This is a genomic window from Erwinia sp., assembly GCF_049696395.1.
Classification (GTDB): Bacteria; Pseudomonadota; Gammaproteobacteria; order Enterobacterales; family Enterobacteriaceae; genus Erwinia.
This window is the reverse complement of record NZ_JBAVTT010000010.1, coordinates 36,723-50,098: the sequence shown is the minus strand read 5'-3', so window position 1 is coordinate 50,098 and position 13,376 is coordinate 36,723. Positions and strand designations below refer to the sequence as shown.

14 protein-coding genes are annotated in these 13,376 nt (G+C 56.0%); 12 read left to right on the top strand and 2 right to left on the bottom strand.

Annotation, left to right across the window (positions count from 1 at the left end; translation table 11 throughout):
- A partial coding sequence (gene glyS / locus WCC56_RS01495) for a glycine--tRNA ligase subunit beta (RefSeq protein ID WP_424690672.1) occupies positions 1-876 on the bottom strand: 876 nt, incomplete at its 3' end.
- Between the two features lie 9 nt (positions 877-885).
- Positions 886-1,800 carry a glycine--tRNA ligase subunit alpha gene (gene glyQ / locus WCC56_RS01490; RefSeq protein ID WP_424690671.1) on the bottom strand — a complete coding sequence of 305 codons (915 nt, stop codon included), beginning with the start codon at positions 1,798-1,800 and terminating at the stop codon, positions 886-888.
- A gap of 396 nt (positions 1,801-2,196) precedes the next feature.
- On the opposite strand from glyQ, the gene WCC56_RS01485 reads away from it, so the two are divergent.
- From WCC56_RS01485 to WCC56_RS01430, 12 genes are all read left to right on the top strand, one after another.
- On the top strand, positions 2,197-2,589 hold the full coding sequence (locus WCC56_RS01485; RefSeq protein ID WP_424690670.1) for a Rid family detoxifying hydrolase: 393 nt from the start codon (positions 2,197-2,199) through the stop codon (positions 2,587-2,589).
- 16 nt (positions 2,590-2,605) lie between these two features.
- A complete protein-coding gene (locus WCC56_RS01480) occupies positions 2,606-3,583 on the top strand; it encodes a D-2-hydroxyacid dehydrogenase (protein WP_424690669.1) in 978 nt (325 codons plus the stop codon).
- Positions 3,584-3,674: 91 nt separating this feature from the next.
- Positions 3,675-4,559: a transporter substrate-binding domain-containing protein gene (locus WCC56_RS01475; protein WP_424690668.1), complete on the top strand. Its 885-nt coding sequence runs from the start codon at positions 3,675-3,677 to the stop codon at positions 4,557-4,559.
- Between the two features lie 89 nt (positions 4,560-4,648).
- Complete coding sequence (locus WCC56_RS01470) at positions 4,649-6,172, top strand: amino acid ABC transporter permease/ATP-binding protein (protein ID WP_424690667.1); 1,524 nt, start codon at positions 4,649-4,651, stop codon at positions 6,170-6,172.
- Positions 6,165-7,232: an alpha-hydroxy acid oxidase gene (locus tag WCC56_RS01465; RefSeq protein WP_424690666.1), complete on the top strand. Its 1,068-nt coding sequence runs from the start codon at positions 6,165-6,167 to the stop codon at positions 7,230-7,232. The genes WCC56_RS01470 and WCC56_RS01465 overlap by 8 nt, the downstream gene beginning before the upstream one ends.
- Positions 7,229-8,167, top strand: a complete 939-nt coding sequence (locus WCC56_RS01460) for an ABC transporter substrate-binding protein (RefSeq protein WP_424690665.1) — start codon at positions 7,229-7,231, stop codon at positions 8,165-8,167. The genes WCC56_RS01465 and WCC56_RS01460 overlap by 4 nt, the downstream gene beginning before the upstream one ends.
- A gap of 13 nt (positions 8,168-8,180) precedes the next feature.
- A complete protein-coding gene (locus WCC56_RS01455) occupies positions 8,181-9,557 on the top strand; it encodes a dihydroorotase (protein ID WP_424690664.1) in 1,377 nt (458 codons plus the stop codon).
- Between the two features lie 14 nt (positions 9,558-9,571).
- On the top strand, positions 9,572-10,345 hold the full coding sequence (locus tag WCC56_RS01450) for a GntR family transcriptional regulator (RefSeq protein WP_424690663.1): 774 nt from the start codon (positions 9,572-9,574) through the stop codon (positions 10,343-10,345).
- Positions 10,346-10,387: 42 nt separating this feature from the next.
- Positions 10,388-11,503, top strand: a complete 1,116-nt coding sequence (locus WCC56_RS01445; RefSeq protein WP_424690662.1) for a mandelate racemase/muconate lactonizing enzyme family protein — start codon at positions 10,388-10,390, stop codon at positions 11,501-11,503.
- 239 nt (positions 11,504-11,742) lie between these two features.
- Positions 11,743-12,738, top strand: a complete 996-nt coding sequence (locus tag WCC56_RS01440) for an acyltransferase (protein ID WP_424690661.1) — start codon at positions 11,743-11,745, stop codon at positions 12,736-12,738.
- Positions 12,739-12,769: 31 nt separating this feature from the next.
- Positions 12,770-13,057, top strand: coding sequence for a type II toxin-antitoxin system CcdA family antitoxin (locus WCC56_RS01435; RefSeq protein ID WP_424690660.1), 288 nt, complete (start codon positions 12,770-12,772; stop codon positions 13,055-13,057).
- Positions 13,057-13,374: a CcdB family protein gene (locus tag WCC56_RS01430; RefSeq protein ID WP_424690659.1), complete on the top strand. Its 318-nt coding sequence runs from the start codon at positions 13,057-13,059 to the stop codon at positions 13,372-13,374. The genes WCC56_RS01435 and WCC56_RS01430 overlap by 1 nt, the downstream gene beginning before the upstream one ends.
- Positions 13,375-13,376: the final 2 nt, after the last annotated feature.

Here is a 13,376-nt window from a genome sequence, read left to right as displayed (position 1 = left end):
GTCGTAGACCGGGAAGTACTTCTGGTCGCCCTTCATGGTGTAGACCAGCGCTTCGGCTGGCACCGCGAGGAACTTCTCTTCGAACTTCGCCGTCAGCACAACCGGCCATTCAACCAGGGAGGTGACTTCTTCCAGCAGGCTGTCGCTCAGGTCGGCAACGCCGCCGATTTCGCGGGCTGCTGCTTCGGCATCGGCTTTAATCTGGGCTTTACGCACTTCATAGTCAGCCTGCACCTTGCCGCGTTCCAGCAGGATCTGCGGATACTGGTCAGCATGATCAATGGTGAACTCAGGTTCACCCATAAAACGGTGACCACGAATAGTGCGGCCAGAAGCCACGCCAAGAATGGTCGCTGGCAGACTTTCGTCACCCAGAAGCAGCGTAACGGTATGAACCGGACGCACGAACTGCACGTCTGAGTCGCCCCAGCGCATCAGTTTAGGAATGGGCAGCTTAGCCAGAGAGGTGCTGACCATTGCTGGCAGCAGCGACTGGGCGCTTTCGCCAGTCACCTGGGCGCGATAAAGCAGCCATTCACCTTTATCGGTGCTCAGGCGCTCGGCCTGGTCAACGGTGATGCCGCAACCCCGAGCCCAGCCTTCAGCGGCTTTGGTCGCCACGCCGTTAGCGTCAAACGCAGCGGCAATCGCCGGGCCACGTTTTTCTACTTCACGATCGGGCTGTGCAGCGCTCAGGTTAGCGACTTTCAGTGCCAGACGGCGAGGAGCGGCATACCAGGTCACCGCGCCGTGAGTCAGGCCTGCGGCATCCAGCTCAGCAGTGAAGTTAGCGGCAAAGGATTCAGCAAGATTACGCAGTGCCTTTGGTGGCAGCTCTTCGGTGCCGATCTCCACCAGAAAAGTTTTCTCAGTCATGGCGGCCTCTTATTTCTTCTTGTTATTGCACATCGGGAAGCCAAGCGCCTCGCGAGACGCATAGTAGGCTTCAGCCACGGCTTTAGTCAGGGTGCGAATGCGCAGAATGTAGCGCTGACGCTCGGTCACGGAAATCGCTTTACGCGCATCAAGCAGGTTAAAGGTGTGACCCGCTTTCAGGATGCGTTCGTAAGCTGGCAGCGGCAGAGGTTTCTCCAGCGCCAGCAGGCTTTGCGCCTCTTTCTCGTACTGCTCGAAGCAGGTGAAGAGGAAGTCGACATCGGCGTGTTCGAAGTTATAAGTGGACTGCTCCACTTCGTTCTGGTGGAACACGTCGCCGTAAGTCGTGGTGCCCAACGGACCGTCGCTCCAGACCAAATCGTACACGCTGTCCACGCCCTGGATGTACATCGCCAGACGTTCCAGACCGTAAGTGATCTCACCGGTAACCGGTTTGCACTCCATGCCGCCAACCTGCTGGAAGTAGGTGAACTGCGTCACTTCCATGCCGTTCAACCACACTTCCCAGCCCAGGCCCCATGCGCCCAGCGTGGGGTTTTCCCAGTTATCTTCCACGAAGCGAATATCGTGAATGGTCGGGTCCATGCCCAACTCTTTCAGCGAGCCCAGGTACAGCTCCTGAATGTTGTCCGGTGAGGGTTTGATGATCACCTGGAACTGGTAGTAGTGCTGCAAGCGGTTCGGGTTCTCACCGTAGCGTCCGTCGGTTGGACGGCGTGACGGTTGAACGTAGGCGGCCGCAATCGGCTCCGGGCCTAACGCACGCAGGCAGGTCATTGGGTGAGAGGTGCCGGCGCCGACTTCCATGTCCAAAGGTTGAACAATGGTGCAGCCCTGGCGAGCCCAGTAATCCTGTAAGGTCAGGATCAGTCCCTGAAAGGTTTTAGTATCAAACTTTTGCATGTTGGATCCGCACGCGATACGAGAGGTTATAAAAAGTGGGCGTCAGTATACCCTTTGACCGTCGGAGTGTCAGCCCGCTGTGACGTCCAGCTGGCAGACAGTTGATCAACATCAAGGCAGATTTTCGCTCGCTGGCTCTGAAATGCGCCGTCAAAGCCTATCATCAGAAAATCGTATACGTTCTGTTCAATGCGTATTCCCCTCACGTGTCGGTTCATTTTTTAAAATTCTAACCAAATGATTTATAGACTCTTTAAGTTAAATAGCCTGTGTAATTTCCGATCGACATCACCATACCAGCGCGACAAATCTGACCGATTGGTGAAAATTCGCGCGTTGACTTTCGTCTAATCGTATACGAATTTGAGTGCATCACCCGCACGATGAGACGCTCCAATGAAAAAGGCCATTAGCTATCCAGGTATGAACGCAGAAGACCGTCCAATGGGGCCTGCGCCGCTGTCGGCTGCGGTGCTGCATGAACCGATGCTGTTTATCTCAGGCCAGGTGGCAATTGACCCCTACACCGCGACTGTCGTCGGCAAAACCCTTCAGGAACAGACCCATCAGGTGCTGAAAAACGTTGGAGACCTGCTGAGCCAGGCGGAGATGACCTTCGACAACGTAGTCCGCGTCACGGTCTTCCTGACTGACCTGTCGCTCTTCTCGCAGCTGAACGATGTCTACGCCGAGTATTTCTCCTTTCCGTTCCCGGCGCGCGCCACGGTCGGCATTCAGCTCAACCACCCGGACTTACTGGTTGAGATGGAAGTGACGGCAATGCGCTGAGGCGCGGGAGAAGAGGATGCACATTCATATTGAGAACGACCCGGCAGGCCCTGAAGCGCTGCAACTCACGGAAGCCGTGCTGAAGCAGCGTCTGGAAGCGAATCCGGCTTTGCGTGGGCACTTCACGCTGAGCGAAAACAGCGATCCTCAGCGCATCGCTGACTTTTTACCGGCTGCCGATATCGTCTGGGCAGGCCGCAAATTTCCGCTTTATCAGCACAGTGCTGCGGCAGCAAAACTGGGCTGGGTGCAGGTGATGTCGGCTGGCGTTGAAAGCTGGCTGGAAAAGTGGCCAGAAGCGGTTCAGCTCACAAATGCTTCCGGGGTGCATGGCGACAAAGGCGCGGAATTCATTCTGATGTCGGCGCTGATGTTCAACTATGGCATCCCGGGCTTTTTACAGGATCAGGCCAGCCAGCAATGGCGTCCGACCTTTGGCGGCTGTGCCAGCGGCAAAAAAGTGCTGCTGCTTGGCTTAGGCGGCATTGGAGCAGCGGCAGCGGCTTTACTGACTCGTCAGGGTTATCAGGTAACGGGTGTTACCCGTAGCGGACACACCACGGCTGATGTGGTGCGCTGTATTAGCCTGGCAGACATCGATGCCGAACTGGCTGATACCGATGTGCTGGTCTCCACGTTGCCGTTAACGCCGGAAACGGACGGGATGTTCAGCCGTGAACGGCTGGCGATGTTACCGGCTCGTGCAGGTGTGATCATCGTCGGCCGGGCCAAAGTTTTTGACTACGACGCCCTCAGCGAGAGGCTGACAGCCGGGCAACTGGCTGGCGCTGTACTGGATGTGTTTTACGAAGAGCCGCTGCCGCAAGGCGACGCGCTCTGGCAGTGCCCGCGGCTGATCATCACGCCGCATTGCAGTCTGGACGACCACGGCGCCTATCTCGACGGTTGCCTGACGTTGTTTGAGCAGAACCTCGAACGGTATCTGGCCAAAGAGCCGCTTATAAACCGGGTGAGTAAAGAGAAAGGTTATTGATCTTACGCCAACACCAACCAACGCAGTCGACCGTGATTCATTACTTGCAGGTCATCGCTTCCACACATACCAGCACCAGGGGAATCTTTTAATGAAATTAGCACGCATCGCTTTGTTCGTATCCGGTCTGACCGGCGCACTGGTCTCTCTCTCCGTGCAGGCAGCGGATCCGGTTAAACCTTCCGCCGAAGAGTTCGGTGCGATGGCGCAGTGTAAAACGCTGCAGACCAAATATCCTTCGCTGGTTGGCAAGGACGTTGTCGTGGGGTTGGGTGGGTACACCAAAGGCTTTGAAGCCCCTTCAGCCGCCGATCCAACGGTGATTGAAGGTCTGGACCCGTCGCTGTTCGATCGTCTCGGCGGCTGCCTTGGCTTTAAACATACCTATCAGAACGGCTCGTTCAACGTTCTGCTGACCTCCATCTCAAGCGGCCGCGCTGATATCGGCCCGATGCTTTACGTCACGCCTGAACGTCTGAAGCAGATTGCTTTCGTGGCTTCTGTGCAGGTACAGGACGGGTCGATCGTCGCTAAAGGCAACCCGAAGAAAATCCTGTCTGCTGATGATCTGTGTGGCAAAACCGTAGCAGCCGCCGCCGGAACTTACGAAGCCACCAAACTGGTGCCAGAGCAGACCGCGAAGTGTAAAGCTGCCGGTAAGCCGGAAGTGAGTATGTTGATGGTACAGAACACCGATAACAGCATTCAGGCGATCAAAAGTGGCCGTGCTGATATCTACCTGACTGAAGCTGGCTCAGCCCGTGAAATCGCGAAAGCTGACCCAAGCTTCGACACGGCCTTCACCGTTGACCTGCCGATCATGGTGGGCTTCCCAATCGCGAAAGATAACACCGTGATGCGTAATGCGGTGTTGGATGCGATGAAAGTGATTCAGGACTCCGGCGCGCAGAAAAAACTGCTGGATTACTGGGGTCAGGGCGCCAGCGCACAGCGTATCGCCGTAGATAAAGGTTAAGCGTTGCAGGGTTAAGTGGCAGACCGGACCTGATGCAGACCGTGCCTCAGGTCCGGGTGAGGTAAGCGTCCGACAGCTGGAGAGAGAGCTTGGATGATTTTCTGAAGTATTTAACCCTGCCTTATCTGTGGCAGGGTGCCGTTATCGCGCTGGAATTGCTGGTTGGTGCGCTGGCTGGTGGGGTGATTATTGGTTTCTTTCTGGCGCTGGCCAGCACCTCCCGCCACTGGATTATCCGTTTTCCTGTGCAGGTTTATATCTACATTCTGCGTGGCACGCCGGTCCTGCTGCAGCTGATTTTGCTGTACAACGTGTTGCCGCAGTTTGGCCTGCGCTTCAGTCCTTTCCTCAGCGCTTTGCTGGCGTTGATGATCAACGAAACGGCCTTCTGTGCCGAGATTATCCGTGGCGGCATTCTCGCTACCGATCGCAATCAGCGTACTGCGGCTCAGGCTTTTGGCTACTCACGTACGAAAGAGATGATCCATGTGGTTATCCCTCAGGCGCTGCGTGCCATCCTGCCAACCATGGGTAATGAAGCGGTAGGCCTGTTGAAATCGACCTCTTTGGCTTCCGTGGTCGGCGTGAACGAACTGACCATGCGTGGGCAGACTATCGTTTCACAGAACTTCCTGTTTATTCCTGTGCTGGTGGCTTCGGGCGGCATCTATATGATCCTCTCCTCGCTGCTGGCTGGCGGTCAGTGGTGGCTTGAGCGTCACTACAACCTTGAAGACCGCGCCCGTCGAGCCCGCCTGCGCCTGGAAAAGCTGCCAATGCCGGTGGAGGCTGATAGGGTCTCGCTGCCAAAACAGCGTTGGGACACCCACAAAGCCGCAACGGTACTGGAAATCGATAACCTTTGTGTAGAGTACGGCAGCAAACCCGTATTGAAAGATCTGTCGCTGCATATTCGCCGTGGCGAAGTGGTGGTACTGCTGGGCCGTTCAGGTTCCGGTAAAAGTACGCTGCTGAAATCGATTCTGGCGCTGACGCCGCGCTCCAGTGGCAAAATTTCGACCGAAGGCCATATCATGGGTTATGACGAAAGCGGCCGTGCATTGCCAGACCGTCTGTTGCCGCAGAACCGTGCCCGTTCCGGTATCGGCATTGTCTTCCAGCACTTTGCCCTGTTTGACCATCTGACCGCGTTGGATAATGCCATGAGCATTCCGCTGCGCGTGCAGGGCATGCAGGAAGAGCTGGCCCGCGCCAAAGGGTTACGTGCCTTGCGGGCTGTAGGGTTGGGCGATTTTGTTGCCAACCTGCCACACGAACTTTCCGGTGGACAGCAGCAGCGTGTGGGCATCGCCAGGGCATTAGCCGCTGAGCCTCGTATCCTGCTGTTTGATGAGCCAACCTCGGCGCTGGATCCGGAACTGGTGCGTGAAGTTAACCAGACCATCCGTAATCTGGCGCAAACTGGAATCACCATGATTATCAGTACCCATGACGTGGCCTTCGCCGCAAGCGTGGCGGACCGCGTGGTGTTCTTGCAGGGCGGACAGCTAATTGAGCAGGGGCCTCCGTCCATCCTCAAACAGCCAGAAACCGAAGCCTTTGCCACCTTCCTTAAACATGAGCAGGAACATCAGGAGACTCACCATGCCTGAGTCAGCCAACGGATTGCCCTTCCAGCGAGAAACCCGCCAGCGTTTAGGCGAGCCGCTTTACCGCTACATGATGGGCCAGCCTGCGGATGCCCTGCTGGCAGCGCAGGACGTCAACAGCCAGGATTTGCAACGTTATCGCCTGTTACCCAGAGTGATGCGGGCCAATAAAGGCATAGATACCCGCGTTCAGTTTGCTGGATCTCGCTGGGCTGCTCCGCTGGGCGTCGGGGCTTTTGCCGGTGACGCGATTTTCCATCCAGAAGGTTTGCTGCCGATTGCTCGTGCCTGCAAACGCTTGCAGTTGCCGCTGGCGATCTCTGAAGAGACGGTGACACCGCTGAACGAGATTTGTGCCGTGTATGACGGGTGCTGGCTGCAACTGCGCGCAGCGGGCGAGTTGTCACGCATTGAAGGGCTGATGGCTCATGCTGCTGAATGCGGCGCAAAGGGCATTATTTTAACGGTACTGGCACCGGTTCATCCGGTTCCGGGCTTACAGCCAGGTGGATTTTCCATTGGTGAGGCGCTGCTTCAGCGCGGTCTGAAGACCATCGGGTCTACCGGCCCAGGCGTGCAGGCATTACCGGCTTTCCCCTGCTGGGGCTGGGACGAATTGCGCCAGGCCTGCGAGATGGCCGCGAAGCATCGACTGCCGTTGCTGGTAAAAGGCATCCTGCATCCTGAAGATGCCATTGCGGCACAGAATGTCGGCTGTCAGGGGATCATCGCGTCCAATATCGGCTTACGCCAGAGTTCGCGCTGGGCTTCTCCGGTGCAACAGCTTGCCGAGTTACGTCAGCATTATCAGGGCGAGCTGGTACTGGATGGCGGCGTGCGCAGCGGCACCGATGCCGTTGTCGCCGCTTGTCTGGGCGCTTCGTTGTCGCTGGTGGTTCGTCCGGTGATCAGCGCGCTGGTTTCCGGTGGAGAAGAGGCGGTCTTTGGGCTGCTGTCCGGCTGGGTTAATGAAATAACTGCCCTCAGCCACTGGTGCGGCGTCAGCGAAATCAGCGAGCTGAACCCGTCATTTCTCACCTCAGCCGGAGGGCAAAACGGATGACGATGATGTTAAAACTTAATCAAGGCGACCGCAGCGAATCCCGCATTTATTACTGTGCGCAGTATCTGGCCGAAAGCCTTGGTCTGTTTGCAAGGCACGGGCTCAGTGTGAAGTTCACCACCGCAGAGTCCGGCGGCCATACCGTTCAGGGCGGCCAGGTTCCTGCGGTGATGGCTGGCGAAGCCGATCTGACGATTGGCGGCCCGATGGTGATGATGAAAAATCATCAGGAGAACGGCCCGGAGCTGCTTTGCTTCGCAGCAGCCGTCTCGGCTAATCCATGGTTCCTCGCTGCAGGTCAGGCCGACGGGAACTTCACTCTGGAAAGCCTGCGTGGCAAGCGCGTTATTGATGTAGGCAACGTGGGCACAGCGACCTTGAGCTTTAACTGGCTGCTGCGCCAGCCCCCTCTTAAGAATGAGGTTGAGCTGATTGCTGGCAGTGGCGACGAAGCCGCCGATATGGCCGCCGTCAGCCGCGGTGAAGCCGATTACGCCCTGCATTCGATGCACGCGCTGGCGCCTTATATTGCGCGTGGCGAGCTGCACAGCATCGCCAGCCTTGCGCCACTATGCGGTGCTATTCCATGGAGTGCTTACATTGCCCGCCGCGACGTTCTGGCGGAAAAACAGCAGGCTTTCCTCGCCTTTACTGCCGCGATGCAGGAAGCGCAACAGTGGTTACACAACCACAGCGCTCAGGCGCTGGCAGACCGGGTTGAACCCTGGTATCAGGATTACCCAAAAGCGGCGCTGGTTATCGGGCTTGAAGCCTATCTGCAGGCGAATGTTTTTGCTGCCTCTCCGCTGATGGCGCAGAAAGATTTTGATCGCTTTGCCGTTCTGCTGACTGAAGCAGGCTGGCTGAGCCCGGAAATTCCGGTTCCTTTTGCCGCGCTGGTGGACGTTTCCCTCGCCACCAGTGTGAAACCGTAACAGGAGAAACGGCATGAAGACGTTGATTATAAATGGCCTTGTGGTGCTGGAAAGCGGTGAAGTGCAGGCCGACCTGCTGATTGATCGGGGCAAAATCGCCGGTATTCTGGCGCGCGGAACGGCGCTGCCGCAGGCCGACGAGATTATTGATGCCGCCGGACTGGTGATCCTGCCAGGGGCGATTGATGTTCACACCCACTTCACCGGTTCCCACGACTTCCCTGAGCAGGAACTGCTGGAAGGGACGCGCGGAGCCGCAGCGCACGGGGTCACCACGATTGTGGAAATGCCGCACTCGTTGCCGCCAGCCACCACCACCAAAAACTTTATCGCCAAGCGCGAGATGCTGGCCCGCAGCTGTTCCGTTGATTTCGCCATGTGGGCCGGGCTGGACGGGAATAACGTTGACCAGCTGGCCGAAATGGATGCGCTGGGCGCCATCGCCTTTAAAGCCTTCTTGTGCAGCGGGGCAATCAACGGCGAGGCAACCGATGAGAAAGGGCTACCGCGTCTGAACGATGATGGTTTGCTCCGCGCCATGCGTGAACTGAAGACCTTTGATGGCCTGATTGGCGTTCATGCCGAGAACCACGACATTCTGATCGGTGCAGGTCAAGAATTACGTCAGGCCGGACGCAAAGATACCCGCGCCCACGCGCTGGCAGGCCCGGAAATCGCTGAGATTGAAGCCGTGGGTCGCGTGTTGCAGATTGCCAAAGCTACCGGTGCCAGAGCGCATATCGTGCACGTCAGCTCGGCAAAAGCCGCGCTGCTGATTGCCCGTTCTCGCCCGGAAGTTCGCGCGACCTTTGAGACCTGTCCGCACTACTTACTGCTTGATGAAGAAGATTTGGTGCGCATTGGTCCCAATGCCCGATGCGGCCCGCCAATCCGCCCGCGCCCGGTAGTTGATGCGCTGTGGGAAGTGCTGCAAAGCGGTGAAATTGACGTGCTGGCTTCCGATCACTGTCCGTACACCCCGGAACAGAAACAGGCCGGGCTGGAAACCATCTGGGAGGCTGGCATGGGGCTGACCGGTGTGGAAACGCTGGGGCCGATGTTCTTCAGCGAAGGCCACATCAAACGTGGCGTCTCGTTACAGGATATCGCCCGGATGACGGCTACCGGTCCAGCAAAAGCCTTCCACCTTTATCCGCAGAAAGGCGCTATTGCGCTGGGCTTTGACGCTGACCTGGCCTTTTACGATCCGGCAGCCAGCTGGACGGTAGCAGGGGCGAACTTCCAGGGGCTGGGCAAGTGGAGTGCTTTTGAAGGTATGGCCTGCCAGGGCAAGGTTGTCCGCACGCTGATCCGTGGCGTGACGGTGTTCAGCGACGGCGAAATGCAGGTGGAACCCGGCTTCGGCCAGTTCCAGACCCGTACCCATTAACTCAGGACAGTGCTATGGCCGCAAAATCCGCGACCCCCGCGCGTAAAACGGGAAAACAGGTGAACGCGCCTTTGTTGGACGAAGAGAACATCGACGACAGTTGGGCGCCTGCCAGGCCTCGCACCCTGGTGGATCACGCGGTGGATGCCATTCTCTCGGCAGCTTCCCGGGGATTATTGCTGCCAGGCGATCGGGTTTCTGAACCGGATCTGGTGACCAGACTGGGCATGAGCCGCGTGCCGATCCGCGAAGCGCTGCGCATTCTTGAAAGTCAGGGCATTGTCTCCAGCGAACCTTATAAAGGCATCCGCCTGATGGAGATTTCGCACCAGCGTCTGGAGCAGATTATTGATGTGCGCATTCCGCTGGAAACCCTGGCCTGCCGCCGCGCCATTGAAGCAGGGCGCAACGGCCCACGTGAGATCCGCATTCTGAATCAGAGTGTGGAAGAGCTGGTGCTGATGCAGCAGCGCGAGGACGTCTACGGCTTTGCTACCGCCGATACCGCCTTCCATCGCACGCTGTGCAGCTTTGCCATGAATCCGGTGTTGAGCAACCTGTGGGAATCCATCGCGCGGCAGCTAACGGTCATTTTTGGCCTCTCCACCATGGGCAAATCGATGTCGGCGATTATCGAAGAACATCAGCGGCTGGTAGATGTGTTTGCCGAAGGGGACATCCGCAAAATGGCGGAAGAGATTGAACAACATATCCGCGTGCAGGCTTTGGATGTGGATTACGAAAAAATTATAGCGGAACGCCGCAAATTGCTTTCTCAGGCAGAGTAACGCCGCCTTAGCTTCACTCTTTTGCCACCAGGAACAGACTTGATGAAAATTACCGACGTAGAAGCCTTTTATTTAAGGCTGCCGAACATTGAAAAACGCACCGACAGTTCTCAGGATGCGCTGCTGATCAAAATCTCCACGGATGCCGGTTATGTGGGCTGGGGTGAAGTAGATGGCAGCCCTTACGTGACCAAAGCGATCATTGATGCGCCGTATTCCCACACCATGGTCACCGGCCTGAAATCGCTGCTGATTGGCGAGAACCCGCTGGATACCAAACGTCTGTGGACCAAAATGCACAAGGCGACCCTCTATTACGGACGCAACGGTGCGGTAATCCAGGCGATGGCTGGCATTGATATCGCGCTGTGGGACATCAAAGGCAAAGCGCTGGATAAACCGATTGTCGATCTGCTGGGCGGCGCGATGCGCGACAAAATGCGCGTCTATTCCTCCAACATGTTCCAGTACAGCATTGAAGACACCGTGGCCCGCGCCCGTCATGCGGTTGATACCGGCCATACCGGTGTGAAATTTGGCTGGGAACCCTTTGGGGAAAATGAAGCGCTGGATATGCGCTATCTCGATGCACTTCGTACAGCAATAGGCGACGATGTCGACCTGATGCTCGACGTTGGCCACGCCTGGGATGCGAAAACCACTATCCGCCGTGCAGAACGTTTTGATCCGTTCAACCTGTTCTGGATTGAAGAGCCGCTGCACCCGGATAATTTTGCCGGTTACGGCCAGGTTTCCGCCGCCTGTACTCAGCATATTGCCGCAGGTGAGCAGGAGTGTTCAGTAAGCGGCTTCCAGCGGCTGATTGACGAAGGGGGCATTGATATTGTGCAGATCGATCTGACCCGCACCGGCTTCACTCAGGCGATTGAAATTGCTAACTATGCTCACAGCCGTGGCCGCAAAGTGTGCAACCATAACTTCACCACCGACATCAACACTGCCGCCTCGCTGCACTTCCTCTGTGCCATCGAGAATGCGCTGGTGATGGAATATTGCGTTGAGCCAGGTGAAATCAGCCGTTCGCTGGCGAAGAACCCGGTACGCATTGAAGACGGTTACGCCTGGCTGCCGTCAGAGCCTGGGCTGGGTGTGGAACCGCGCGAAGAGATTATCGAGAAGTTTTTAGTTCGGGATTAAATCCCCGAACTGCCAGTGAATATTGATAGCTAAAGGCCGCCTGACAGCGGCCTTTTTTACTTTAGGTGATACCAGGATAATGGGCACTTTTGGGTATTAAAGTGCAGCGAATTTGTTCCCCATTGAGTGATCCCCGTCGAAACAGTCAGCCTCCTCCGATTTCTTGCACCAAAGGTTGTTGAACAATCGCCGTCCAGCTACCCTCTGGTACGCATTGATGCCAGGTAAATGAGGACAGAATGAAGGAAAAGATCGGCTGGATAGATAATTTGCGGGCGGTGGCTTGCCTGATGGTGATCATGATCCATACCACCACCTGGTACGTGACCAACAGCACGGCGATAGGAGAGCACACCTGGGATGTCTCCAATTTGCTGAATTCAGCCTCGCGCGTTTGCGTGCCGCTTTTCTTTATGATTTCGGGCTATCTGTTCTTCGGTGAACGCAGTGCGCAAGGGCGGCACTTCCTGCGGATCGTGCTGTGCCTGGCCTTTTACAGTCTGGTTGCGCTGGCGTATATCACCTGGCTGACGCCAATCAATGAAGGGATTTCCATTAAACATCTGCTGCAAAAGCCGGTGTTCTACCATCTGTGGTTCTTCTTCGCGATCATCCCGATCTATCTGCTGTCACCGCTGATCCAGGTAAAAGCCGTTCGTGCCGGTTACCTGGCCGTAGTGACGCTGGTGCTGGCGGTGCTGGCAAACCCAAACACGGTCGATCAATCGGTAGGGCCTTTTCACTGGCTTCCGCTGAATCTTTATCTGAGTGGAGACAGTTTCTATTACGTGCTGTACGCGCTGTTTGGCCGCGCGATTGGCATGATGGACACCAATAAACGCGGCATCAGCTGGCTGGCAGGAATGGTGTTTGTGGCAAGCGTAGCGGGCATCGCAATGGGGACAAAAAAGCAGATGGCGATTAACGGTGCCTTTGCGGATACCTGGTATCTCTACTGTGGGCCGGTGGTGTTTATTGCGGCGGTCAGCCTGCTGGTGCTGTTTAAAAACTGCCTGAATCAGCGACCTTTGCCCTTCCTGGCATTGATTTCCCGTCATTCACTGCCGATTTACGGCTTTCATGCGCTGTTTATCCACTTTATGCGCACCCATCATCTGGATCACACCAATCATCCGTTTATTGATATCCCGCTGGTCTTTACCCTCACATTGCTGGGCAGCCTGCTGCTGGCGATGGCACTGCGCCGGATTGATAAGACGCATCTGGTGAGTTAGTAAAGTAAACAGGCTGGTTTTTAACCAATCTATGAGCCATACTTATGCGCATAATTTTGGCGCAGGAGTTGTTATGAGAACCTCTAATTCAGCTAAAAAACGCAGTACTAATGTTTACTTGAGTATTGAACTGATCGAGCAGGCAAAAGAGTTGGATCTTAATCTGTCCGCGACCCTGAATTTGGCGCTGGAAAAAGCGGTTAAAGAGCGTCAGCGAGAGCAGTGGTTGGCCGAAAATCGCGCCGGGCTTGAGGCTCTGAATGGTTTTATAGAAGAAAAAGGTTTGTTCACGGATGACGATGACTTCAGGGTGTTGTGATGAAGCAATTTTCGATTTACAGGAATCAGGGACGAAACCGTCAAGTCTATCCCTATTTTATTGATATCCAATCAGATTTACTCAGCCACCTGGCTACCAGACTTGTCATGCCTTTAGCCCATAAACAGGCCAGCAACTCTCAGGTTAAATCCCTCACTCCTGTCATGCGTATTGAAGAGCATGACTACGTTATCCTCACTTCCATGCTCACTACCACGGACGTAAAAAATCTGAATGAGCAGCACTTTGTTAAAAATGCTGCCGGGATGAGAGATGAGATCGTCTCTGCTTTAGATTTGTTGGTCTTGGGTATCTGACC

Coding starts and splice junctions, on each gene's coding strand:
- glyQ (WP_424690671.1), bottom strand. CDS start 1,800: ATGCAAAAGTTTGATACTAAAACCTTTCAGGGACTGATCCTGACCTTA.
- WCC56_RS01485 (WP_424690670.1), top strand. CDS start 2,197: ATGAAAAAGGCCATTAGCTATCCAGGTATGAACGCAGAAGACCGTCCA.
- WCC56_RS01480 (WP_424690669.1), top strand. CDS start 2,606: ATGCACATTCATATTGAGAACGACCCGGCAGGCCCTGAAGCGCTGCAA.
- WCC56_RS01475 (WP_424690668.1), top strand. CDS start 3,675: ATGAAATTAGCACGCATCGCTTTGTTCGTATCCGGTCTGACCGGCGCA.
- WCC56_RS01465 (WP_424690666.1), top strand. CDS start 6,165: ATGCCTGAGTCAGCCAACGGATTGCCCTTCCAGCGAGAAACCCGCCAG.
- WCC56_RS01460 (WP_424690665.1), top strand. CDS start 7,229: ATGACGATGATGTTAAAACTTAATCAAGGCGACCGCAGCGAATCCCGC.
- WCC56_RS01455 (WP_424690664.1), top strand. CDS start 8,181: ATGAAGACGTTGATTATAAATGGCCTTGTGGTGCTGGAAAGCGGTGAA.
- WCC56_RS01450 (WP_424690663.1), top strand. CDS start 9,572: ATGGCCGCAAAATCCGCGACCCCCGCGCGTAAAACGGGAAAACAGGTG.
- WCC56_RS01445 (WP_424690662.1), top strand. CDS start 10,388: ATGAAAATTACCGACGTAGAAGCCTTTTATTTAAGGCTGCCGAACATT.
- WCC56_RS01440 (WP_424690661.1), top strand. CDS start 11,743: ATGAAGGAAAAGATCGGCTGGATAGATAATTTGCGGGCGGTGGCTTGC.
- WCC56_RS01435 (WP_424690660.1), top strand. CDS start 12,770: ATGAGCCATACTTATGCGCATAATTTTGGCGCAGGAGTTGTTATGAGA.
- WCC56_RS01430 (WP_424690659.1), top strand. CDS start 13,057: ATGAAGCAATTTTCGATTTACAGGAATCAGGGACGAAACCGTCAAGTC.